Genomic DNA, 22606 nt, shown 5'->3' with positions numbered 1-22606 from the left:
GGTCAGAGACGGATCCACGTCGTCTTCGTCGACGTGAACTTGTCGAGGGCGTGGATGCTCTTGTCCACGCTGTGGCCGGACAGCTTGCGACCGCCGAAGGGCACCGAAAGGTCCCCTTCCTCGTAGCAGTTCACCCAGACCAGTCCGGCGTCGATCTCCCGGGAGAGGCGGTGCGCGCGGGAGAGGTTCGAGGTCCACAGGCCGGCCCCGAGTCCGAACGGCGAATCGTTCGCCAGCCGGATCGCCTCGTCGGCGTCCGTGAAGGTGGTGACCGCGAGGACCGATCCGAACACCTCCTGCCGGAACAGGTCGTGCTCGGGCCGCACGTGGGTGCATACGATCGGATCCAGGTACGAACCCTCGCCCTCCCGCGCCTTCAGGGAGCCCAGCGCCGGCGTCGCTCCCTGCGCGACGGCGGTCCTGGCGTGCGCCAGGATGTCGGCGCGGTGCTGTGCGCTCGCGACCGGGCCGATCCGGGTCGAGGGGTCGAACGGGTCGCCGATCGGGGTGTTTTCGATCTCGGTGATCACGGCCGCGACGAACCGTTCGGCGATGGTGTCCTGGACCAGGAGCCGAGAGCCCGCCGTGCACATCTGACCGGCGTTGAAGGTGATCGCCCAGGCTACGGTTCTCGCGGCTTCGGCGAGGTCCGGCGCGTCGGCGAACACCAGTTGCGGGCTCTTGCCGCCGAGTTCGAGGTGCACCGCTTTCGCGTTCGACTCCCCGGAGTAGGTGAGCAACCGTTTGCCGACCTCGGGAGATCCGGTGAACGTGAGGCAGTCGACGTCCATGTGCCGTGCGAGGGCCGACCCGGTGCCGGCGCCGGCACCGGTGACGACCTGGAGCACGCCGTCGGGAAGGCCCGCCGCGGAGCCGAGCTCGGCCAGTCGCAGGAGGGACAGCGGCGACTGGGTCGCGGGCTTGACCACGATGCTGTTGCCGGCGAGCAGGGCCGGCGCGATCTTCCAGGCGCTCAGGGTCAGGGGGAAGTTGTACGGCGTGATGGCGGCGACGACCCCGACGGGCTCGCGGGTGACCAGCGCGACGGCGTCGGTCAGGCTCCGCGGGGCCTCGTCGAGCAACTTGTCGGCGATTTCGCCGTACCAGCGAAACGTCGCCTCGACGGCGTGCAGTTCGATGTCGCGTGCCTGCACCACCGGCTTCCCCATCTCGAGGGTGATCAGCGCGGCGAGCTCGTCTCGGCGCCGGTGGATCAGATCCGCCCAGCGGCGCAGCACCGCGCCCCGCTCCCGGGCGCCGATCCGCAACCATCGCCCGTCCCGAAATGCCGTACGCGCTCCGGCGACGGCCCGGTCGACCACCGCGGGTGTGGCCATCGGGACGCTCGCGACGGCCTTCCCCGTGTGCGGTGACACGACGTCGTGTCGAGCGCCGTCGGCACCGTCGCACCACTGTCCGTCCAGCCACATCGCGGACGGCACGGTGAGCGCCGACGCGAACCGGGTCCACTCGTCTCGGGTGTTCATCGTCCCTCGCCTTCTCGGTTCTCGGCTCGGTTCTCGGCCGCGGGGCGGCCCGGCCGCGGCACGGCCCGGGAGCCGCCCGCGTGGACGGGCGGAACGCGTGCGTGCCAGGGGGCCGCCTCTTCGAGCTGCGCGGCCACGGCCAGCAGCAGGTCTTCACGGCCCGGTGCCGCCGCCAGTTGGACCCCGACGGGCAGTCCCGCGGACATGCCCGTGGGCACCGAGATCGCCGGCCGACCGGTCACGTTGTGGACGGCGGTGAACGGCGAGTATCGCGACAGCGTGTCCACCCAGCCACGGGCGTCGATGCCGGGTCGGTTCGAGTCGAGTTCACCGATCGGCCAGGCCGTGGATCGCGTCACCGGGGACAGGACCAGGTCGAATCCGTCGAGGAAGTCGGCTGTGGAGCGGGTGAGTTCGTTCTGGTAAGCGCGTGCTCGGGACACGTCCTGCCACCGCAGCGACAGCCCGTGGCGCACCATCGCCGCAGTCGCGGTCTCCACGAGCGCGAGCGCGTCCTCCACGTCCTGCCCGCCGGTCAGCGCTCGGAGGGTGTCGGCGATCGAGGCGGACCAGAACGTCAAATGGAGATCGCGCAGACGTTCGTCGTCGACCACCGGTTCCGCCCATTCCACGCGCCCGCCGAACTCCTCCAGCAACCCGGCGACCCGGGCGACCTCGGCTGCGACGGCCGCGTCGGCGCGCGCGTCCGGCGAGCCCGTGGACACGGCCACGCGCAGGCCGCGAGGCCGATGCCCGAGCGCGGCGACGAACTCACCCGGAGCTCGACGCCGGAGGTGGTAGCGGTCGCCCGGCGCGCTTCCGTGCACCAAGTCCAGCAGCGCCGCGGCGTCCCTGACACTTCGGGTGACGGCGAACTCGGCCGTGAGGCCGAACAGCGGTTCGTCCGCGTCGGGACCGGGGGGCACGAGTCCGCGCGAGGGTTTGAGCCCGACCACACCGCACAGGGCGGCCGGCGTACGGATCGATCCTCCCGCGTCGTTCGCGTGGGCCCAGGGAAGTGCCCCCGCGGCCACCAACGCCGCGGATCCGCCGCTGGATCCCCCCGCCACGCGGTCCGGGTTCCAGGGGTTGCGGGTGGGAGCGTGCGTCGCCGGTTCGGTCGTCGCGCTGAAGCCGAATTCCGGTGTGCTCGTACGGCAGAGCACGGCGAGCCCGCCCGTCCGCCAGCGCGCCATGAGGTGCGAGTCGCGCGGCGACACGTGTCCGGCCATCAACGCGCTGCCGTTCTCGTTCCGCACCCCCGCCGCCGTACACAGCAGGTCCTTGACGGCGAAGGGAACACCGCCGAACGGCCCCGACGACGCGTAGGCCAAAGGCTCGTCGAATACCTCCCCGACCACGGCGCCGAGCACCGGATCGACCTGCTCGATCGCGGCGCGCGCCAGGTCGAACACCTCGCCGGGGGTGACTTCGCGCCGGTCCAGAAGGTCCTTGAGCCCGGTGGCGTCGGTGTGGGCGTACTCACGCAGTTCCATGGAGTTCCTCCTTGTGCGCCGATGCCGCCGCGCGGACGAGCCAGGAGAAGATCGGATCGTGCTTGCGCCACTCGGGATGCCACTGCACGGCGACCACCGGTGCGCCGCCCAGCTCGACGGCTTCCACGACGCCGTCGGGGGCCCACCCGGTGACGGTCAGTCCCGAGCCGGGCCGGTCGACGGCCTGGTGATGCAGCGAATTCACCAGGGTTCGATCTCCGTGGATCCCGGCCATGGTCGACCCGGCCCGGAACCGGACATCGTGGGTTTCGTCGGCGACCCCCCTTCCGGGCGATCGGTGGTCGATCGCGCCGGTGGCGAGGTCGGGAATCAACGTGCCCCCGAGCGCGACGTTGAGGATCTGCAGTCCTCGGCAGACGCCGAGCAGTGGCATCCCCCGTTCGATCGCGTCGGTGATCAACGCGATCTCGTGGAGGTCTCGGCGGGGATCGCTGTCGGGATCGGCGGGTGGTGCGTCGATGCCCAGCGTCGCGGGGTGGACGTCCTGGCCTCCGGACACCACGAGGGCGTCGAGCCGATCCACGAGGTCCCGGCCGACCGCCTCATAGGGCAGTTGCACCGGGACGGCGCCCGTCTCGGCCAGTCGCACCGCGAAGTCCGCGTAGTGCATGTCGAACTCGCGGGTGCGATAGCGGGGTTCGACGTCGAGCCGTCCGGCGCTCGCGCGCCGACCGGTGATCCCGATCAGCGGCCGTCGCGGCCGCTCAGGCGAATTCCACGACGACACGGTTCACCCCTCCCTCACGCAGGGACGCCAGACCCGATTCGAGGTCGTCGAAGCCGATCCGCCGCGAGATCATGCCGTCGAGTTCGAGACGGCCCTGCGCGTACAGCTCGGTCAGGCGGGGGATGTCGGCGGGGAAGTGATGGGAGCCCAGGAGCGAGCCCTGCAGCCTCTTCTCCCGGAAGAACAGCTCCGAGGCGGTGATGCGCAGGGGTTGGTCGTCGGGCACCATGCCCAGCACCGTCGCGACACCGCCCGGTGCGAGCACGGCGAACGCCTGCTCGACGGTGGCGCCCCGGCCGATGGCCTCGAACGCGTAGTCGACGCCGCCCGACGACAGGCGCCGTACCACGTCCACGACGTCCTCGGTCCTCGCGTTCACGCCGGCGGTCGCGCCGAGCCGACGCGCCTGCTCCAGGCTGTGCTCGTCGATGTCGACCGCGATGATCCGGCCGGCGCCCGCCAGACGGGCGCCCTGAACGACGGCCAGCCCCACGCCGCCGCAACCGATCACGGCCACGGTCGCTCCGGGCCGCACCCGAGCGCTGTGCCAAACGGCGCCGACTCCCGTGATCACGGCGCAACCCAGCAGGGCGGCACGGTCCAAGGGGATGTCTCGGCCGATGGGCACCACGCTGTTCTCGTGCACCAGCATCGTCTCGGCGAAGGCACCGATCCCGCCCATCCTTCCCACCGCGACACCGCGATGGTTCAGCAACGCCGGGCGCGGACGGGTGCGGAGCCTGGCATGGTCGACGCACAGGGTGAGCCGTCCCTCGACGCAGTATCGACAGCGCCCGCAGAAGGCCGTCATGCAGGTGACCACGTGATCACCCGGAGCCGCGGCGGTGACCTCGGTGCCCACCGCCTCGACGACGCCGGACGCCTCGTGCCCAAGGACTTCGGGCAGGGCGGTGGACCAGTGCGCGTCGATGTACTGCAGGTCGCTGTGGCACAGACCGACCGCCGCGGTGCGGACCACGACCTCCCGGGGGCCGGGTGTGTCGAGTTCGAGGTCTTCGACGTCGAGCCGACCGGGGGCGGCGTTGAGTACTGCGGCCCTCATCGGGGTCCTCCCTTTTGTGGGGTCACACGTGTTCGAAGTAGCGCTCGAGTTCCCAGTCCGAGACGCCGGCCTCGGGGTCTCCCCCGGTGGTGTGGAACTGGAGCCATTCCCAACGGCGGGTGCCGATCCAGTAGTCGACCAACTCGGCGCCCAGGATCTCGGTCAGCTCGGAGTCCGCAGCCAACGCCGCGACGGCCTGTGACAACGTGGCAGGCAGCCGCGGCGCCCCCGGGGGCAGTCCCCAGGCCATGACGGTGCAGGCCGGGCCGGGATCGACGCGCTCGCGCAGCCCGATGACCCCGCCGGCGAGGAACGCGGCCATCGCCAGGTGGATGTTGACGTCGGCGGACGGCACCCGGTACTCGACGCGGGTCAGCTTCGCCGAACCGCAGATCGCGCGCACCGCGGTGCTCTTGTTGTCCACGCCCCACGTCGCGGTCGTCGGCGGCCCGTCGAACTCGACGATCCGCCGGTAGGAATTGACCGTCGGGTATTGGAAGGAGCTTGCGGCGGGCAGCGTGCGCAGCACACCGCCGATGAAGCGCCGCATCGTCTCTGACGGTTGCCCGGGTGAGGTGGGGTCGACGAAGACGTCCTCGCCGTCCCGTCGCAGGGAGAGGTTGATGTGCGCGCCCTGACCGTACTGGTCCGGCGACCAGCGGGCCATGAACGTGACGGTGCGCCCGTGTTCGTAGGCGACCTCGCGCATCACCTGCTTGGTCCGCACGTACAGGTCGGCGGCGGTAAGCAGGTCGGTGGGCGGCAGGTTGATCTCGATCTGGCCGTGCGCGGATTCGTCGGCCCAGCCCTCCCACGGGATGCCGGCCTCGTCCATGCGCGCGGCCATCGCGTCCAGCAACGTGGTGAAGTCCCTGGAGCGGCTGAGCACGTAGATGCCCCCGTGCGTACCGCCGAGGGGATGCAGGTTCTTGAAGCCCTGGGCTCGGGCCTGTTCGACGGATTCCTCGAAGACGGTCGCCTCGATCTCGACGGCGGCCCTGCCGGTGTAGCCCAGCGCGGCGAGTTCCCCGATCACCCGCTTGAGCGTGGATCGTGAGCACACGGGAAGCGCAGTACCAGTGCGGTCGACGAGATCGCACATCACCGAGGCGAGTCCGGGCAGCGCCGCGTCCGGGGCGAGGGTGTCGAGGTCGGGCTTGAGGATCACGTCGCGCATCTCGCCGCGCCAGTCGCCGAAATCGAAGCCGAGTTGGGCGCTGTTGGCCAGGTCGACGGCGAGGGCCACGTCGGCGAAGCCCCAGCCGGACTCCGCTCCGGAGACGAACTTCCGCGGCGACAGGTGCTTTCCGACGAGCACACCGTCCAGGGTCACGGTCTGCACGCGGTACGCCCGTACTGCGTCGGCGTCGATCCGCTCGGCCACGGTGGGGGAATCAGACATCGTAGACCGCCTTCATCGAGGCTCCGGTGACCACGGACAGTTGACGATGCGTCCCCTCGATGGCGAACCGACCCGCACGCACGCTGTGCACGAGCCAGTCGAACCCGGCCGTCAACCGACGCAGATCCAGGTCGCTGCCGTGAATTTCGTACGGCCGCTCCTGGGGCCCGACGCGCACCACCTCGCCGGTGTCGAGGGCGTGCAGGACGAGGCCGGGCATGCCGGGCAGCGAGGCGGACAGCGCCCAGAACTCGTGGCCGGCGGCGGCGAGGGCCGGTGGTTCGGGGTTCACCAGGGCCGAGACGACCTCGACGGCGAGCACGTCGGCGTTCGCGGACGACACGGTGAGGGCGAGCGGGTCGACGTCCAGCGTCGTTGCCGGTGCGGCGGGGGCGGGCGTGTCCAGGTGCAGGCCCTCGGCGGTGCGGGTCAGCGTCACGCGCTGTGTGTCGACGCTCGAACGCAGCACGATCGGGCCCGGTCCGGGAAGGCGGTACAGGGCGCCGCGACCGCCGGGGCTGCGCAGCGCCACGCGGATCCGGGTCGCCACGGCCCGCACGATCGGCGTGGGGTCGGCTTCGGTGGTCACCGTCGGAGCGGGACGAGGGGGTTCGTCGATGCCGTCCGGGACCGGCGGACGCGGGTCCGCCGCCGCTCGGGTGTCGGTCATGGGGCCTTCTCTCTGGCGTCCCGGCCGGGAGCGGGGACTGCGCGAACGAGGGGGTCGCCGGCATCCGCGCGGACCGCCGGGTGGCGGAACGCTGCCGGCGACGGGCTACGAGGAGGAGTGCAGCCACTCAGCCAATGTCAGTCGGTCGACTGACTTGAATCAGGTGACTGAGATTAAGTGGGGGTCGGGATTCCGTCAATGGGTGCGTACGATCGGCGCCGAGAGCACGCGGCACGGCCCGCCGAGCGGATGGCGAACAGGGCGGGGCCGACCCGCGCGCCATGCCGTCGGCACATGGGCGGGCGGCATATCCGTCGCCGCCCGGATAACCTGGCCGTCGCGCTCGTACGGCGTGGTGACCAGGACGGACAGAACAGGGGGCGATGGTGGCGACATGGGATACCTGACGGCGGCGGAACGGCACTCGCGCATCGTCGAGGCGGCCACGCAGGTCATCGCTCGTGACGGGCTCGCCGCCGCGACCACCCGAAGGATCGCCGACGAAGCCCAAGTGAACCTTGCCTCGTTGCACTACAGCTTCAAGGGCAAGGGTGAGATCTACGCTGCGGTCGACGACGCGCTACGCACCAGGATCATAAATTCGAGCCCCGAATCGGCGCAGGCCCACAGCTGCCAGGAGATCGTGCGCTCACTGATCGGCCGGTTCCAGAACCTGTTGCGCACCGAGCGGGAACTGGCCATCGCCCAGTACGAGTTGCTGTTGTGGGCGCTGCGCACCAAGCACAAGGAGCAACACGCGGCCGACAGCTATCAGGCTTTCATCAGCGCGTTCGCCGACGAGCTCGCGCGAGCGGTCGACCTCGAGGACAGGGACGTCACGCTGCTGGCACGCTACGCGGTGGGCGCGATCGACGGTATCTACATGCAAAATCTCGCTGCGGGGACGGGAGGCGTGAGCGAGCCCGAACTCGACGCGATCTCCCGTGCCATCGTCGACATCGCCGACTCGGTACAACCGCGCACGTAACGGGGGCTCGCGCCGGGCTCTCCGGGTGCGAGGTGATCCGAAGGGGACGGCCTTGCCCAGTCGGTTGTTCGCAGCGAGGACCGGGGCGTAGTCGGCGAGTTGCCCCGGAGTGGTCGTCAGGCGGATGTCCGGGCCGTGGGCGTGCGCCTCGGGGAGGGGCGCGCGCAGGTCCTTCCACATGCCCGTCTCGGTCTCCGAGGCTTCGAGCCCGGCGGCGCATCCGGACCGCACCCGCTGCGCGATCCGGATGCGCCGGAGTGGGACGAGGACGAGGTGCCGGTTGGCACCGCGGGCCAACCGGGTTCTCGGTTCCGGTGTCCGTGGTCGCGTGGAGGCGAGGCCGGAGGACACGCCTCAGCGGTCAGTCGAGCAGCGCGGTGGCCTCGACCTCCACGAGCACATCCGGCTCGAAGAGGTACTCGACACCGATCAAAGAGGCCGGCGGCATGGGGAGCCGAAGGCCGATCTCGTCGGCGACGGACTCCACACCGGCCATGAAGTCGCCGATTTTCTCCGGGCTCCATCGGGTCACGTAGAACGTCAGGCGCAGTACATCCGCGAACGACGCGCCCGCGCCTGCCAGTCCGACGGACGTGTTGCGCAGCGCCTGGGCGACCTGCCCGGCCAGATCGCCGGGAGCGACCGGAGTCCCGTCGGCCCGCCGTGCGACCTGGCCACTGACGTGGATGTGTGTCGCGCCGGTACCAAGGGCCACGTGGTGATACGGAGCCGGTTGCAGCATGCCTTCCGGCGTGAAGTGCCGAACAGTCATCGGGGTTCTCCCTCTGAGTAGGTATCTGTAAGCTACCTAGTTGAAGAAGGACACTTCAACGAGACCAGGTTTCTCCATGGATACCGAGAGTGAATTCCTCATCGGCCCTCCGCATCGCGAACTGCTCGATCAGGTCCTCGACAAGTGGTCGCTCAGCGTTCTCGGCGAACTGTGCGAACGCCCTTGCCGCTTCAACGAGTTGCGTCGGGCCATCCCGCAGGTCACGCAGAAGTCGCTGACCGCGACGCTGCGACGACTCGAGCGAAACGGCGTGATCGAGCGCGAGGTCGTCTCCACCCGCCCGGTCGCGATCAGGTATCGGATCACGCCACTCGGCAAGACCCTGCGGCCTCCCGTCGACGCGTTGATGGCGTGGGCCTCGGAGAACATGCCCGCCATCACCCATGCCCGTGAAGCCTTCGACACGAGAGAGGAGACAGCCCTGTTCTCGCATAGCTGATCAGTACTTGACGGCTCTGGTTCGGGACGTTGCTCCCGGACCGGGGTGTTCGAGTGCCGGACCGCCACGCCTGTCGTATACCCGCCGTCCGATGCCTTGCCGTAGAGCGGCGGCCCCGGCGACCGTGCACCGCGTCCTCACCCGCGAACACCACCGGCCCCGGCGCGCGACGGCCGAGGCCCGCCCACACCGTCCGCCAGTGGGTGGAGGCGTGGCGAGCACACGGGTGCTGTGCCGGGTGGTGACGGGGTGTCAGTGGGCGGTGGTGGCGGGAGTGTTCGTAGGGGCATCGACGGCGGGCGGCGGGCCGACCTTCTTCAGTGGCACTTCGATGACGAACAGGGCGGCGAGGAACGCCACGGCGCAGGCGATCGCCGCGGCGAGGAAAATCTGGTGGGTGCCGTCGGTCACGGCTTGCAGGTAGGCGTGCCTTGCGGCGGCGGGAAGCCGGTCCAGGGCATCGGGGTCGGTTGCGGTGTCGCTCGCTGCGGCGGGTACGTGGGAGTGGAGGGAGCGGGTGAAGAGCGCGCCGAACAGGGCCACGCCGAGGGAGCCGCCGAGGGTGCGGAAGAGGTTGACCGAGCTCATGGCTGCGCCCATGTCCCGCATGGACACGCTGTTTTGGGCGATGGTGGAGGCCATCTGCAGGGTGAAGCCGAGGCCGATGCCGACCAGAACCATGTACAGGGCGGTCGTCCCCGGTGAAGTCGCGGTGTTCATGGTGGCCAGCAGGCCGAGGCCCGCGGCCAGGAACGTGGTGCCCAGGACGGGGAAGATCTTGTAGCGGCCGGTGGCGGACATCACCTTGCCTGCGATCGCGGAGACGATAACGACGGGGATCATCATGGGCAGCATGAGCAGGCCCGAGTGGGTGGCCGAGGTGCCCTGCACGGTTTGTTGGAACAGCGGCAGGTAGAGTCCGGCGCCGAACATGACGACGCCGGCGACCAGGATCAGGACGGCGGCGAGCGGGTAGTTGCGGTGGTCGGTGAACACTGTCGGCGGCAGCAGCGGCTCCGCAGCCCGCCGCTCCACCGCGATGAACGCGGCGAGTCCGGTGACGGCGACGGCGGCCAGGGCGAGGATCTGCCAGGACCCCCAGGCGTAGGTGGCGCCGGCCCACGTGGCGGCGAGCACGATCGCGCTGATGGTGAGGGTCAGCAGTACGATGCCTGCCCAGTCGATCCTCGCCTTGATGCGCTTGGCGGGTACGTGGAGTGCCAGCCACAGCCACCCCAGGGTGAGCAGGCCGAGCGGCAGGTTGACGTAAAAGGCCCAGCGCCAACCGAAGTGACTGGTGATGAACCCGCCGAGCAGCGGGCCGCCGATGGTGCCGATCGCCATGATGGACGCGCCCATGCCCTGGTACTTGCCGCGTTCGCGCGGCGGGACGAGGGCGCCGATGAGGGCGAAGGCGCCCGCGCCGATGCCGCCTGCGCCGATGCCTTGCACGATGCGGAAGACGATCAGCTGGGTCATCGATTGGGACAGGCCGCATAGTGCGGATCCGGCGACGAACACCGCGATCGAGGCCAGGTACATGGGCTTGCGGCCGATGAGGTCACCGAACTTGCCCCAGACCGGAGTCGTGACGGCGGTGACGAGGGTGTAGGCGGTGACGACCCAGGAGATGTGCTCCAAGCCGCCGAGGTCGCCGACGATCGTGGGCATCGCGGTGCCGACGACCATGTTGTCGAGCATCGACAAGAGCATGGCGAACATCACGCCGAGCAGTACCCAGCGCACGTTCTTCGGTTCGGCGGCGGGCGTTGCCGAGTCGGCGGAGGGGAGGGATGCAGACATGACTGATCGCTCCTTTCGGGCAGGGGAAGAGAAGGAGGCGGTCGGGCAGTGCCCCACGACCGCCACCCCAGAAGAGCACACTCGTAAACTAAGTGCAACCAATGCACTTTTGAAGTTGGGCAATCGAAGGGTAGGCTCCGCATATGACCGAGACCGGCGCCGCGCCCGCACCACTGGGCCGCCGTGAGCGCAAGAAGGCCGCTACCCGCCAGGCGATCGCCGACGCCGCGCTGCATCTGTTCCTGGAGCGCGGCTACGACGACGTCAGCATCCGCGAGATCGCGGACGCCGCCGACGTGTCCACCACCACGCTCTTCAAGCACTTCTCGGGCAAAGAGGCCCTGGTCTTCGACCGGCAGGACGAGATGAAGGCCCACCAACTCGCCGTGGTGCGCGAACGCCCCCGGGGCCAGTCCATCCCCGCTGCCCTGCGCGAGCACGCCCTGCGCTACCGACAGATCAACCCCGGAGACGAACCCGGCGTCGTCGCCTTCCTCGATCTGGTCAACACAACCCCGGCGCTACTCGACTACCAGCACGCCGCATGGCTGGCGAACACGACGGCCCTGGCCAGGATCATCGCCGAGGAAAGCGGCCTTCCGGCGAACGATTCGGCCTGCACCGCCCTGGCCCACTTCGCCCTCGAAGCACCCCGTGCCGCCCGCCACCACAACGACAGAGCCGAAGCCATCAACCGCGCCTTCGACCTCCTGGAACACGGCTGGCAGAGCATCACGTCAAGGACTCGGAGGTCCTGACACAGGCGTTTCACGCGGCGGTGTATGAGATCCCCGTACTCGGCGATCACCTCGCGCGCCGCGCCCACGATCGCCGCGCGCAACGGATCGGTGTCGCTGCGCATGAGGTGTTCGATGTGCTGCTGCAGGGTCATGTGCCTGGTTTCGGCGGGCTGGCGGGCGGCCTCGGCCGCGTCCTCCTCCAGGCGCACGTTCGGCCGGGCCTTCGCCATACCCGTCGTGCCGGCGGACGCCAGTCCGTGATGCGGGCGGACGATGTCTTGTCCGGCGTGACCGGGCCCGGGGGTCCGGCCGTTGGTGGACTGGGTCGGGATCGGGTTCGGCCACGGTGAGGCCGGATTCGGCGCCGGCCGATCGTCGGGGTCTGTCTCATCAGGGCACGGCCGGGGCGAGGGCCGATGGTCACGGCGCGGATGGTCGTCCGTGGGATTCACGGCCGGCGGCAACGCCCGCATGTGCTCGCGGAGTTCGTCGCCGGCGCGTACGTCCCGGGGCAGGCTGTGGGTCAGGCGGTCGAGGCGAGGGCGTGGTGGTCGTGGGTGGCGATGAGGTCTTGAGCGGCGAAGACGAGGCCAAAGTCGCGGGTGACGGCGCTATGACCGCCCGGTTCGCCCACCCCGACGCGTGGGGGCGTGGTGCGCCTGCCGCCCGGGTTCTTCGGCACCCCGGTCGTACTCGTCGATACCGCGCCGCCGCGCCGGCGCGCACGGTGCCCTCGCGTCGATGCCGGGCCGAACCAGGTCGACGGGACGCCTGCCGTGCGGTTCCGCGCCACCGGTCGGATTCCCGGTCCGGGCTTGCCTCGGTCCGGGGATCTCAGCCGGAAGGGCTCGCCTGGGAGGAGGGCTGCTCGGGCCGTGCGTAGTAGCCGGCGATGTCGCAGTGTAGGGGACCCCACACGCCCGGCTTGCCGAGTTCGCGGAAGTTGACGTCGACGTCGGTGACGGGTCGGCCGCCCGGGATCCGGGCGTTGGCCGCGGTGCAGGTGAGTTGGTGGATCGCCTCCACCGGCACTCGGCCGGCGTCGAGGGGCAGCGTGAGTGTGACGCTGCCGTCCCCGGTGTCGACGCCGACCCGGCCGGCCACGTTCGTCAGGGCGGTCGCGAATCCCTGCCGCTGTTCGGCCACGGTCGGTCCTTCCAGCAGCAGTGCGAGCGCCTCGCGGGGGTCGAGGGTCGTGTCGGTGGGTCGGGACACGGCTTGGACACCGTCGAGGGACACGAAGAACAGACGAGTCCGGTCGGGGACGGCGCCGATCTGAGGAACGCCACTGGCAGGCGGACCGACTCCGTGTGGCTTGGTGGCGGAGATGCCGCATCCGGCGACGAGGGCGGCCGTGAGGGCGGCGACTGCGGCGGTGGGGAGTTTCACTGATCCTCCGGACGTCGGTGTGCGATCTCGCCCGACGAAGCAGGCGCGTCGTCGTGATCGGTTCCGTGTGTGCCGATGTCGTCGAGCCGTCGGGGGTCCGGCGGGGTGGAGGGCGGTACCAGGGGGAGTTCGATGGTGAACACGGTGCCCTCGCCCGGGGCGGTGGTGGCTCGCAGGGTGCCGCCGTGCAGGTGGACGTTCTCGCGGGCGATGGCAAGTCCCAGGCCGCTGCCCTCGGATCGGGTCCGGGCCGAGTCGCCCTTGTAGAAGCGGTCGAAGATGTGGGCGAGCACCGCCGGATCGATGCCGGGACCGTGGTCGACGATGTCGAGCACGACCCGGGCGTCGGCGCGGCGCAGCTCGACCCGGACGGGGCTGCCGCCGTGGCGCAGGGCGTTGCCGACCAGGTTGGCGAGGGCGACGTCGAAGCGTCGAGGGTCGAGTACGACGCGGATCCCTTCGGCGAGTTCGGTGTCGACCCGGTCGCTCCAGCCGCGGGCCCGGAGGGTCCGGCGTACCGCGGCGGCGACGTCGACCTCGTCGGTGTGCAGGATCGCGGCCCCGGCGTCGAAGCGGGAGATCTCCATGAGGTCGTCGACCATGCGGGCGAGTTTGCGGGTCTCCTCGGCCACCAGTCGAAGCGCTTCGGAGGTGTCGGGGTCCAGGTGGGCGGTGTCCTCGTCGAGAACCTCGGTGACGGCGACCATCGCCGCGAGGGGGGTGCGCAGTTCGTGAGAGACGTCGGCGGCGAACCGACGGGCGCCGGCTTCGAGGCGGCGGCGTTCGGTGGCGTCGCGTTCGATGGTGTCGGCCATGGTGTTGAACGTCGTGATCAGGTCCGCGAGTTCGTCGTTGCCGCGGACGGGGATGCGGGTGTCGAGTGCGCCCTCGGTGATGCGGTGGGCTCCCGCGCGCAGTCGTCGTACCGGGCGCAGCACGTGCGCGGCGGCGATGAGCGCCGGGACGAGGGCGAGCGCGACGGCGGGGATGGCGCCGTAGCGGGCTGCGGTGACCAGGGCGTGGATGTCGGCCTGCTCGCCGCGCAGGGACATTTCGGCGTACACCACGATCCGGGTGGGGGCGTCGTCCTGCCGCGTGTGCGTGACCGGCATCCCGACGACCAGCCACGGGCCGCCGGGCCGTGTGACGCGCTGGGCCACCGCGCCGTTCTCCCGCAACAACGCGGACCGCAGGCTCGCGGTGATCACGCCGGGATCACCGGGCGCCTCGGCGGGGACGAGCGGGCCGTCCTGGTAGGAGACGTGCGTCCGCCAACCGCGCGGAGTGCCCGCGCGGTCGAGCAGGACGGTCAGTCGCAACAGGTCCTCGCTGCTGGGCGGATACGGTAGATCGGCCGCGCGCGAGTCGAGTTGGGCGCGCAGTTCGTCGGTCGCGGCGCTCTCGGCGCGATCGAGGATCGCGTCGCGGGCCTTGTCGAACGTCAGCGCGGAAGTGATCAGGGCGCTGAATGCAGCAACCAGCAGAAAGGCGACAACCAACCGGGGACGAAGACTCCGTGGCGACAACCACCGCCGGCGTCCGAGGGTTCGCGGCGACCGGGGCGCGGGATGGGAACGCGCGGCGGGCTCGGTCACAGCGGTCCGAATCGGTAACCGAAGCCGCGGACCGTCTGTACGTAGCGGGGGCGGCGCGGGTCGTCCTCGACCTTCCCGCGCAGCCGCAGCACGCACGCGTCCACCAGTCGGGCGTCCCCGGCGAAGCTGTGTTCCCAGACGCGTTCGAGGAGGATGTCACGGCTGTAGACGCGCCCGGCGGAGGCGGACAGGTACAGCAGCAGTTTGAGTTCGGAGGGCGCGAGCGCGAGGTCGGTTCCGTTCTTGGACACGATGAGGGCGGCCCGGTCGACGGTCAGATCGCCGTACCGGTCGGCCCGGGCCGACACCGAGTCCTCGGCGGTGCCGTCTTCGGGGTCGGCGGGAACGGCGCGGCGCAGGGCGGCCTTGATCCGGGCGCCCAGGACCTCGCCGCCGGCCGGCTTGACGACGTAGTCGTCCGCGCCGGCCTCCAGGCCGACCACGATGTCGATGTCGTCGCCGCGGGCGGTGAGGATGATGATCGGGAGTTGGTGTCGCTCCCGGATCCGGCGGCACACCTCCAGGCCGTTGATGCCCGGCAGCATCAGGTCCAGCAGGACGAGATCGGGGCGGAAGTCCTCCAGGGTGGCGAGTCCGGCCTCCCCGGTGGGCGCGACGGCGACTTCGTGGCCGCGTCGTCGCAGTGCGATGCCGACGCCTCTTCGGACCGCGGGATCGTCTTCGATGAGCAATACGCGTGGCATGGTGGTGACAATTCCCTGCTGAGTCGTCACGGCGGATTACGGGGGCCGTGTCCGGGCCGTCCGACGATGTCGTGGTGAGGCGGGGACGGCGGTCTGCGGTGGCGTTCGACTTTACGACGGATTTCGCGATGCCGATCCCCTCCGGAACCGGTCGGCGGGCGGTGGGCGCCTGCTCGCACGGCTCAGAGCCTCGCCGTTGACCACCGTATGGTCCCGGGATGACGGACCCGTGCGCGATATGTGACGAGACGATGACGGCCTCCGGTTTCGATACCCGAACGTGTTTGGCTCGGCGAGCAGTCGAACGAAGACCCGGGATATCGAGACAGGAATATCTGTGATGATGGGTGGAATACGTCGCCGCGACATGGCGAGGGGCGCGGGCACGGCAATAGCCGTCATCGTGACCGCGGCAACCCTCGCGAGTTGCGCCGGCGCCTCCGACACACCGGCGAACCGGCCCGTCGGCGGCACCCGCCAGGCGGCCCGCCCGGTGCCGGGCGCCGCCGGTGTCGAACCGCCGATCGCCCCGCGCCCCAAGGAGGGCGCCAGGGTCGATCCGTCGATATCGCGGCACTCGGAGGACGGCGGCAAGACGGTCAACCTCACCCTCGACGACGGCCCGGACCCCGTGTGGACGCCCCGCTTCCTGGATCTGCTCGGGAAGCACGACGCCAAGGCCGTGTTCTGCGTCCTGGGGCCCGCGGCAAAGGCCAACCCCGAACTGCTGGGCAGGATCGTCGACGCCGGCCACCGCCTGTGCGACCACTCGGTGCATCACGACACCGGCATGGACAAGAAACCGGTCGACTACCAGACACGGGAAATCCTCGACGCCAAGGACATGATCGACCGGGCGTCGGGAGGCCGACGGATCTGGTACTACCGCGCACCCGGTGGCGCGTTCACCCCGGAAAGCCGCCGGGTCGCCGCCGACCACGGCATGCGTCCCCTCGGTTGGAACGTCGACCCGAGCGACTACCAGCGCCCCGGAGTCGACGCCATCGTCACCCGCGTCCAACAGCAACTGGCCAAGGGACCCACCGTCTTGATGCACGACGGCGGCGGCAACCGCGAACAGTCCTTCCAGGCTCTCGAAAAGCTCCTGACCTGGTTCGACGAACAGGGCTACCACTACAGCTTCCCGCAATCGTGAACCCGCGTGGGCGACCGGCCGCAGCTCGCCGAGGCGCTCCGACTCGCGGCATGCGCGCCACGCCCTCGAGGCCCGGGACCGGCCGGCCTCGTCGCGCAAACCTCAACGCGCGATGGTGAGTTGGGTGATGTCCACGGGGTCCCGCCCCACTGCGGGGCTCCGGGATCACCGCCCACAGGACCGCCATCGTGGCGAACGTGGCCACCAGGGCAACGGCCCCGGTCCGACCGCGCGCCCAGCCGGCCCGGAATCGGATCGGATCCTCCACCACGACCTTGGAAAACACGGCGGCGGCAACGGAGACGGCCACGATGACGGCCGTCCGTTCACTGAAGGCCCGCCCCGCCCGGCTACGACGGTCGAGGTTCGCCCCGGTTCATCCGTTCGCACGGCGCCGCCGGCCCTCCCAGCCTCGTTGGGTGGATATGGGAATGCGGGACAAGAAGAGTGCGGAACAAGCGGATCGGGCCGCAGAACCACCCGCAGGTCCTCGCGGCCGTGGAGTTCGCCGGCACGTGGCCTGCCGCCCTATCCGGTCCCTGCGGCGCGGCCGGCGCGACGCGACAGCTCCGCGAACGCCGCACGCAGCTCCGGCGGGGCAAACACCTCGATCTCGGTGTCGAAGCGGACCAACGCCGCCGCGAGGGCGTCCCAGGACCAGGATCCCGTCGTCAACCTGGTCCGGTCGGCGCCGAGTTCCTCGACGCCACCGTCGCCGGCGAACGGGGCCACCTCCGCCACCGGCAGGCCGAGGATCACCTCGCCACGGCAGGGCCAGGCGTCCGCGCTCTCGGAACCCTTGAACCGGGCCGACAGGAAGGCGGTCACGTCGCCACCCGGCACTTCACGGGGAACGAACCGCGGCCCGGTCGGGACCCGCGGTGTCATCCGGTCGACACGGAAGGTCCGCCAGTCGCCGCGGTCGGGGTCCCAGCCGACGACGTACCAGCGCCCGGCCCGCACCACCAGGTGATGTGGCTGCACCCGGCGAGGCGGGCGCGGCTCGGCATCCTCGGTGCGCCCCGGTGAGCGGTAGTCGAACCGCAGCTCCTCCCCCGCGCGGACCGCGGCACTCAGCGTCAGCAGGACCCCGGTATCGACCTGCGGATCGACACCGTGCCCGGCCGCGCTGATCTCGAGGGCGTCGACCCGCTGCCGCAACCGCAACGGCAACACCTGCCGCACGGTGGCCAGCGCCCGCGCGGCAGCCTCCTCGATGCCCGCGCCCGTCCCGACGGCGATCCGCAGCGCCACGGCCAGCGCGACCGCCTGCTCCTCGTCGAACAGCAGTGGCGGCACCTGGCTGCCCGCTTCGAGCCGGTAGCCGCCGTCGGGGCCCTTGATCGCCCGCACCGGGTACCCCAGCTCGCGCAGCCGGTCGACGTCGCGGCGCACGGTTCGTTCGCTGACGCCCAGCCGCTCGGCGAGCAGGCCGCCCGGCCAGTCGCGGCGGGCCTGCAGCATGGACAGCAGCGCCAGCAGCCGGCTGGAGGTCGTCGTCGAGGAGGCGATCGGCACGTTTTCACCATGCCACAAGTAGCGGACGTTCCCTGACCTGTACTGCCGACATCGTCGGTCCCGTCGCCGGAAACCTCCGGCACCGGAAATCACTCGTGAAGGACCGGAACACGATGTCGCTCAACGCTGTCACGCACCTGAACTTCCACGGCCAGGCCCGCGAAGCCCTGGAGTTCTACCAGTCGGTCTTCGGCGGCCGGCTCACCGTCGCCACCTACGCCGACTTCGGAATGCCCGCCGAACTGCCCGGCGCGACGAACGTCGTATTCGGCCAGGTCGTCGCCGACAACGGCTTCCGGGTCATGGCCTACGACGTACCCGGCGAGCACACGCCGGCCGCCCCTGGCACGCCCACCACACGTCGGGAAAACGGCACCACGATCACCCGGGAACCGTTCTTCCTGTCCGTCCGCGGCGACAGCGTCGACGAGGTCACCCCCGTGTGGGAGGGCCTCGCCAAGGGCGCGACCGTGATCGAGGCGTTCGGTCCCGCCCAGTGGGCGCCTGCCTTCGGGATGCTGGCCGACCGCTTCGGCGTCACCTGGATCGTCGACGTCGCGGCCGAGTACACCCAGGCCTGACCGTTCCGCGAGGTGTGCGGCCGGACCGGCCGCACACCTCCACCCCGGGAGAAACCCATGCGAACCCGTCCGCTCGGCCGTACCGGCATCCAGGTCAGCGCCTACACCCTGGGCACGATGATGTTCGGCCCGTACGGCAACCCCGACCCCGACGACTGCGTCCGCATCGTCCACCGCGCCCTCGATGGCGGCATCAACGTCATCGACACCGCCGACGTCTACGGCGGCGATGGTGAAGCCGAGAAGATCGTCGGGAAGGCCCTGCGCGGCCGCCGCGACGACGTCGTCCTGGCCACGAAATTCAACGGCCCGATGGGATCCGACCCCAACCGGCGCGGCAACTCCCGCCGGTGGATCGTTTCCGCCGTCGAAGGGTCGCTGCGCCGCCTGGGTGTCGACCACATCGACCTCTACCAGGCCCACCACCCCGAGCCCGGCACCGACGTCGAGGAGACCCTCGGCGCGCTGACCGACCTGCTGCGCGCGGGCAAGATCCGTGCGATCGGCCACTCCAACCTGCCCGCCTCGGACATCGTCGAAGCCCAATGGGTGGCCGAACAGCGCGGGCTCGCCCGCTTCCGCTCCGAACAGCCGCACTACTCGATCCTCAACCGCGGGATCGAACGCGAGATCCTGCCGGTCTGCGAGCGCTACGGGCTGGGTGTCCTGGTGTGGAGCCCGCTGGCGATGGGCCTGCTCGCCGGTCGCCTCCGCAAGGGCAGCGCGGAAACGGCCTCGGCCGGGCGCCTGCACTGGGCACGGCGGCACATGACCGACGAACGCAAGCTCGACGCCGTCGAAGCACTCGCCCGGATCGCCGAGCAGGCCGGACTGTCGCTGCCCCACCTCGCCCTGGCGTTCGTGACCGCCCACCCTGCGGTCACCTCGGCGATCATCGGCCCACGCACACCCGACCAGCTCGACGACCTGCTCGCGGGCGCGGACACGCTCCTCGACGACGACCTGCTCGACCGCATCGACGAGATCGTGCCGCCGGGAACCGACGTCGGACCCGTCGACGTCGCCTACGTCCCACCGGCGCTCGCGCAGCCGGAACTCCGCCGACGCACCACGGAAACCCGGGCAGCGCACCGACAGTCGCCACCGTGACGACGGCTTCGGCATTGCCAGGACTGGCATGGGGCCACAAGTCCGAGTCGTCGGAGGTGTGCCTTCGGCCGTTTTGGCAAGCCGAGTTGCCTTCTCAGTCGTGCACGGGTGAACGCGCTCGGATTCCTGCCGCCTCAGCGTGTATCCGACCGGTCCGACCGGTCCGACCCCGGCAAACGGGGCGGTCCCGGCTCACGAGCTTGTGGGTGTGGTTTCCGGACCCGTCGGGTTTCGGGGCCGGCACGGGCTTGTACTGGTGTTGTCGAGGTTCTCTTCGACCCAGGTGCGCAGCAGGCCGAGGGGGACGGCGGCGCTGTGGCCCAGATCGGTGAGGGCGTATTCCACATGCAGGGGTACGGCGGGGTAGACGGTGCGGGTGAGGATGCCGGAGTCCTCCAGGCGGCGCAGGGTCTGGGTGAGGACTTTGGGGCTGATGCCCTGGAGGCGCCGCTGGAGCCATCCGAAGCGTTGCGAGCCCTGTTCGAGTGCGCCGATGACCAGCGCCGACCACTTGTTGGCGAGCAGGTCCAGCATCGCGCGGCAGGGGCACTGGGCGGCGTAGACGTCGTGGTCGCCGTGTCGGCCTGTTGCACACTCCATGGCCATGAACCGCTCCTCGCCTGGTTGCTTCCCAGAGGGAAGTAGTGAACCTTGCGGGTAACTATATGCGCGTGGATACGGTCGTCAGCATCAACGGGAGGCCGCACGAGCGACCTCCCGCCGTTCCACCCACTCGGAGTTGACGCATGTCCGCAACATTGATGCGCGCGGTGATCCAGAACGATTTCGGCGGTCCGGAAATGCTGCGGGTGGAGCAGGTGCCCCGGCCTGTGCCCCTCCCGACCGAGGTCCTGGTGCGGGTGCACGCCGCCGGGATCAACCCGGTGGACTGGAAGACGCGTTCCGGCACGGGTATGGCCGGGGTACTGGGCGAGCCGCCGTTCATTCTGGGCTGGGACGTCTCCGGGGTGGTGGAGGAGACCGGCTTCGGGGTGACCATCTTCGAGCCCGGTGACGAGGTCTTCGGGATGCCGTGGTTCCCCCGCGCGGGCGGCGGCTACGCCGAGTACGTCACCGCACCGGCGCGCCAGTTCGCCCGCAAGCCCGCCGGTCTCACCCACGAACAGGCCGCCGCCGTTCCCCTGGCCGCCCTTACCGCGTGGCAGGCGCTGGTGGACACCGCGGGGCTCCGCGCCGGCCAACGGGTACTGATCCACGCGGCGGCGGGTGGGGTGGGGCACTTCGCGGTCCAGTTCGCCAAGCACCTGGGCGCGCACGTCATCGGCACCGCGAGCAGTGGCCGCCACGACTGGCTGACCAAACTCGGCGCGGACGAACTCGTCGACTACACCGCCGTCCGCTTCGAGGACGCCGCCCGCGACGTCGATGTGGTCATCGACCTGGTCGGTGACGATCACGACCGCACCAGCACCCGATCGCTCGACGTGCTGCGCCCCGGTGGCCTGCTCGTGGCGATCCCCGCCGGGGTCTCGGCCGAGCTGGCCGAGGCTGCTCGTTCGCGCGGGATGCGCGCGAGCGCCTTCCTGGTCGAACCCGACGGCCCGGCCCTGACCCGAATCGCCGAGCTCATCGATGCCGGCGTGGTGACCGTCGAGGTCGAGGCGGTCTTCGCGCTGGAGCAGGTCGCCCGGGCCCACGCCCGCGGCGAAACCGACCGTACCCGCGGCAAGCTCGTCCTGCGCGTCGCCTCCTGACGCAGCCCTTGCCGGCATCCGCACCACCACCTTCGCCGGGCGCACGACCGGCCGGCCTCGACCGGGCCACGCCGCCCGGCTCCGAACGTCCGGCAACCACCGGGGCGCAGCCGCGTCCCGGTGACGCCTGCCGACGCTGGTCGGCGATCAGGGAGGAGACCCCGTCGTGTTCTACGAGCTCCGCCGCTACCAGACCCGACCCGGACGCCGGGACGAATGGGTCCGCTACATGGAACAGGTCGTGATCCCGTTCCAGACCTCGAAGGGAATGATGGTCACCGCGTCCTTCACCGACGAGGAGGACCCGGACGGCTACATCTGGATCCGGCGGTTCGACAACGAGGTGCAGCGCGTCGAGTTGTACGCCGCCGTCTACGACAGCGACCTCTGGAACGACGTGATCGAACCGGTTGTGAAGGACCTGTTGATCCTTGAGAAGTCCGTGGTCACCCGCGCGGCCCCGACGCCCTGCTTCGCCCCGGGCTGACGCGTCCTCGAACCCCCTCCACGAACACCACGAACACCCCTGCACAACAAATCACCCCCAACCTCATCCGTCTCGCAAGAAGGCACCGATGACCCGTCGAACGCAGGCGAAGTCACAGTCCGCTCCCACCATCACCCGCTCCGCGGCCTCCGCGCTGATCGAAGCAGTGCTCGCCACCGCCGATGAGATCAGCTTCCCGGTCGCGGTTGCGGTCACCGACACCGGAGGTCATCTCAAGGCGTTCGAGCGCACCGATGACGCGCCGTTCCTGGCCGCCGAGGTGGCGGTCGACAAGGCATGGACAGCCGTGTCCTATCGCGTCGCCACCCATGTGTGGAACTCCTACGTCACCGACCCCCACGTCGCGCCCCTCGCGCACCACCCCCGGCTGATGGCCGTGGGCGGCGGCTACCCGATCATCGAAAGCGGCACCGTCGTCGGCGGACTCGGCGTCTCCGGCGGCAGCTACGAACAGGACCGGCAGGCCGCGGAGGCCGCACTCGACATGCTCGGCTTCGACATCCCCGCATAGCGGCAACCACCGCATTGGCGGGGGCTCGACGCCGGCGGGCGGTGGGACCGCCGGGAAGGACACGAACGAACCTGCTCGCCGGCACGACGGCACATCCGACGTCGCCCGGCCCTGATCGACAACCGTCTCACCGGAACCGGAACCGGACCGGACCGGACCGGACCGGACCCACCATCCGACAACACCCCGA

The 22606-nt window shown here is 70.3% G+C and carries 22 protein-coding genes; 9 read left to right on the top strand and 13 right to left on the bottom strand.

Translation table 11 applies throughout. From position 1 onward, the window contains the following. Positions 1 to 2: 2 nt before the first annotated feature. From A3IC_RS0130315 to A3IC_RS0130290, 6 genes are read right to left on the bottom strand one after another with little or no spacing between them, the layout of a single operon-like run. Entirely contained in the window at positions 3 to 1487 is a 1485-nt protein-coding gene (locus A3IC_RS0130315) for an aldehyde dehydrogenase family protein (protein ID WP_020553837.1), read from the bottom strand. Further along, positions 1484 to 2983 carry an amidase gene (locus A3IC_RS0130310; RefSeq protein WP_020553836.1) on the bottom strand — a complete coding sequence of 500 codons (1500 nt, stop codon included), beginning with the start codon at positions 2981 to 2983 and terminating at the stop codon, positions 1484 to 1486. The genes A3IC_RS0130315 and A3IC_RS0130310 overlap by 4 nt, the downstream gene beginning before the upstream one ends. Further along, positions 2970 to 3731: a gamma-glutamyl-gamma-aminobutyrate hydrolase family protein gene (locus A3IC_RS0130305; protein WP_020553835.1), complete on the bottom strand. Its 762-nt coding sequence runs from the start codon at positions 3729 to 3731 to the stop codon at positions 2970 to 2972. Before A3IC_RS0130305 ends, A3IC_RS0130310 begins: the two co-directional genes overlap by 14 nt. After that, positions 3709 to 4794: a Zn-dependent alcohol dehydrogenase gene (locus A3IC_RS0130300; protein WP_020553834.1), complete on the bottom strand. Its 1086-nt coding sequence runs from the start codon at positions 4792 to 4794 to the stop codon at positions 3709 to 3711. The genes A3IC_RS0130305 and A3IC_RS0130300 overlap by 23 nt, the downstream gene beginning before the upstream one ends. A 22-nt stretch (positions 4795 to 4816) precedes the next feature. Then, positions 4817 to 6196 (bottom strand): glutamine synthetase family protein, encoded by a 1380-nt coding sequence (locus A3IC_RS0130295; RefSeq protein ID WP_040877393.1) that lies wholly within the window; start codon positions 6194 to 6196, stop codon positions 4817 to 4819. Then, on the bottom strand, positions 6189 to 6866 hold the full coding sequence (locus A3IC_RS0130290) for a hypothetical protein (RefSeq protein WP_020553832.1): 678 nt from the start codon (positions 6864 to 6866) through the stop codon (positions 6189 to 6191). Before A3IC_RS0130290 ends, A3IC_RS0130295 begins: the two co-directional genes overlap by 8 nt. A gap of 394 nt (positions 6867 to 7260) precedes the next feature. Here A3IC_RS0130290 and A3IC_RS0130285 point away from each other — a divergent pair, with 394 nt between their 5' ends. Further along, positions 7261 to 7854, top strand: coding sequence for a TetR/AcrR family transcriptional regulator (locus A3IC_RS0130285; RefSeq protein ID WP_020553831.1), 594 nt, complete (start codon positions 7261 to 7263; stop codon positions 7852 to 7854). Positions 7855 to 8215: 361 nt separating this feature from the next. Here A3IC_RS0130285 and A3IC_RS0130280 read toward each other — a convergent pair whose 3' ends face one another. Further along, positions 8216 to 8626, bottom strand: a complete 411-nt coding sequence (locus A3IC_RS0130280; RefSeq protein ID WP_026218912.1) for a RidA family protein — start codon at positions 8624 to 8626, stop codon at positions 8216 to 8218. Between the two features lie 76 nt (positions 8627 to 8702). Between A3IC_RS0130280 and A3IC_RS0130275 the strand changes: the two genes are divergently transcribed. Then, positions 8703 to 9086 carry a winged helix-turn-helix transcriptional regulator gene (locus A3IC_RS0130275; protein WP_020553829.1) on the top strand — a complete coding sequence of 128 codons (384 nt, stop codon included), beginning with the start codon at positions 8703 to 8705 and terminating at the stop codon, positions 9084 to 9086. A 252-nt stretch (positions 9087 to 9338) separates the two neighbouring features. Here A3IC_RS0130275 and A3IC_RS0130270 read toward each other — a convergent pair whose 3' ends face one another. Further along, a complete protein-coding gene (locus A3IC_RS0130270) occupies positions 9339 to 10889 on the bottom strand; it encodes an MDR family MFS transporter (RefSeq protein WP_026218911.1) in 1551 nt (516 codons plus the stop codon). Positions 10890 to 11032: 143 nt separating this feature from the next. Here A3IC_RS0130270 and A3IC_RS0130265 point away from each other — a divergent pair, with 143 nt between their 5' ends. Next, complete coding sequence (locus A3IC_RS0130265; RefSeq protein ID WP_020553827.1) at positions 11033 to 11647, top strand: TetR/AcrR family transcriptional regulator; 615 nt, start codon at positions 11033 to 11035, stop codon at positions 11645 to 11647. An 816-nt stretch (positions 11648 to 12463) separates the two neighbouring features. Here A3IC_RS0130265 and A3IC_RS57370 read toward each other — a convergent pair. The 3 genes from A3IC_RS57370 to A3IC_RS0130240 all read right to left on the bottom strand — a co-directional run bounded on the left by A3IC_RS57370 (position 12464) and on the right by A3IC_RS0130240 (position 15317). After that, the gene (locus A3IC_RS57370) at positions 12464 to 12844 is read right to left on the bottom strand and encodes a hypothetical protein (RefSeq protein ID WP_245599685.1); all 381 of its coding nucleotides are present in this window, start codon (positions 12842 to 12844) and stop codon (positions 12464 to 12466) included. 170 nt (positions 12845 to 13014) lie between these two features. Next, a complete protein-coding gene (locus A3IC_RS57365; RefSeq protein ID WP_020553823.1) occupies positions 13015 to 14517 on the bottom strand; it encodes an ATP-binding protein in 1503 nt (500 codons plus the stop codon). Positions 14518 to 14609: 92 nt separating this feature from the next. Next, complete coding sequence (locus A3IC_RS0130240) at positions 14610 to 15317, bottom strand: response regulator transcription factor (protein WP_026218910.1); 708 nt, start codon at positions 15315 to 15317, stop codon at positions 14610 to 14612. 403 nt (positions 15318 to 15720) lie between these two features. On the opposite strand from A3IC_RS0130240, the gene A3IC_RS0130235 reads away from it, so the two are divergent. Further along, positions 15721 to 16473 (top strand): polysaccharide deacetylase family protein, encoded by a 753-nt coding sequence (locus A3IC_RS0130235; protein WP_020553821.1) that lies wholly within the window; start codon positions 15721 to 15723, stop codon positions 16471 to 16473. 528 nt (positions 16474 to 17001) lie between these two features. On the opposite strand, the gene A3IC_RS0130230 is transcribed toward A3IC_RS0130235, so the two are convergent. After that, complete coding sequence (locus A3IC_RS0130230) at positions 17002 to 17991, bottom strand: helix-turn-helix transcriptional regulator (RefSeq protein ID WP_020553820.1); 990 nt, start codon at positions 17989 to 17991, stop codon at positions 17002 to 17004. Between the two features lie 113 nt (positions 17992 to 18104). Here A3IC_RS0130230 and A3IC_RS0130225 point away from each other — a divergent pair, with 113 nt between their 5' ends. Beyond that, a complete protein-coding gene (locus A3IC_RS0130225; protein ID WP_026218909.1) occupies positions 18105 to 18572 on the top strand; it encodes a VOC family protein in 468 nt (155 codons plus the stop codon). A 57-nt stretch (positions 18573 to 18629) separates the two neighbouring features. Next, positions 18630 to 19682: an aldo/keto reductase gene (locus tag A3IC_RS0130220; RefSeq protein ID WP_020553818.1), complete on the top strand. Its 1053-nt coding sequence runs from the start codon at positions 18630 to 18632 to the stop codon at positions 19680 to 19682. 192 nt (positions 19683 to 19874) lie between these two features. Here A3IC_RS0130220 and A3IC_RS57360 read toward each other — a convergent pair whose 3' ends face one another. Beyond that, entirely contained in the window at positions 19875 to 20288 is a 414-nt protein-coding gene (locus tag A3IC_RS57360) for a winged helix-turn-helix transcriptional regulator (protein WP_052173878.1), read from the bottom strand. A 140-nt stretch (positions 20289 to 20428) separates the two neighbouring features. Between A3IC_RS57360 and A3IC_RS0130210 the strand changes: the two genes are divergently transcribed. The 3 genes from A3IC_RS0130210 to A3IC_RS0130200 all read left to right on the top strand — a co-directional run bounded on the left by A3IC_RS0130210 (position 20429) and on the right by A3IC_RS0130200 (position 22416). Beyond that, positions 20429 to 21397: an NADP-dependent oxidoreductase gene (locus A3IC_RS0130210; RefSeq protein WP_026218908.1), complete on the top strand. Its 969-nt coding sequence runs from the start codon at positions 20429 to 20431 to the stop codon at positions 21395 to 21397. A 166-nt stretch (positions 21398 to 21563) separates the two neighbouring features. Beyond that, the gene (locus A3IC_RS0130205) at positions 21564 to 21884 is read left to right on the top strand and encodes an NIPSNAP family protein (protein ID WP_020553815.1); all 321 of its coding nucleotides are present in this window, start codon (positions 21564 to 21566) and stop codon (positions 21882 to 21884) included. Between the two features lie 88 nt (positions 21885 to 21972). Continuing rightward, complete coding sequence (locus A3IC_RS0130200) at positions 21973 to 22416, top strand: GlcG/HbpS family heme-binding protein (protein ID WP_020553814.1); 444 nt, start codon at positions 21973 to 21975, stop codon at positions 22414 to 22416. Positions 22417 to 22606: the final 190 nt, after the last annotated feature.

It is taken from the genome of Embleya scabrispora DSM 41855 (genome assembly GCF_000372745.1).
Taxonomy (GTDB): Bacteria; Actinomycetota; Actinomycetes; order Streptomycetales; family Streptomycetaceae; genus Embleya; species Embleya scabrispora.
Note: the sequence above shows the minus strand (reverse complement) of the source record. Positions and strands in the feature narration are given on the sequence as shown.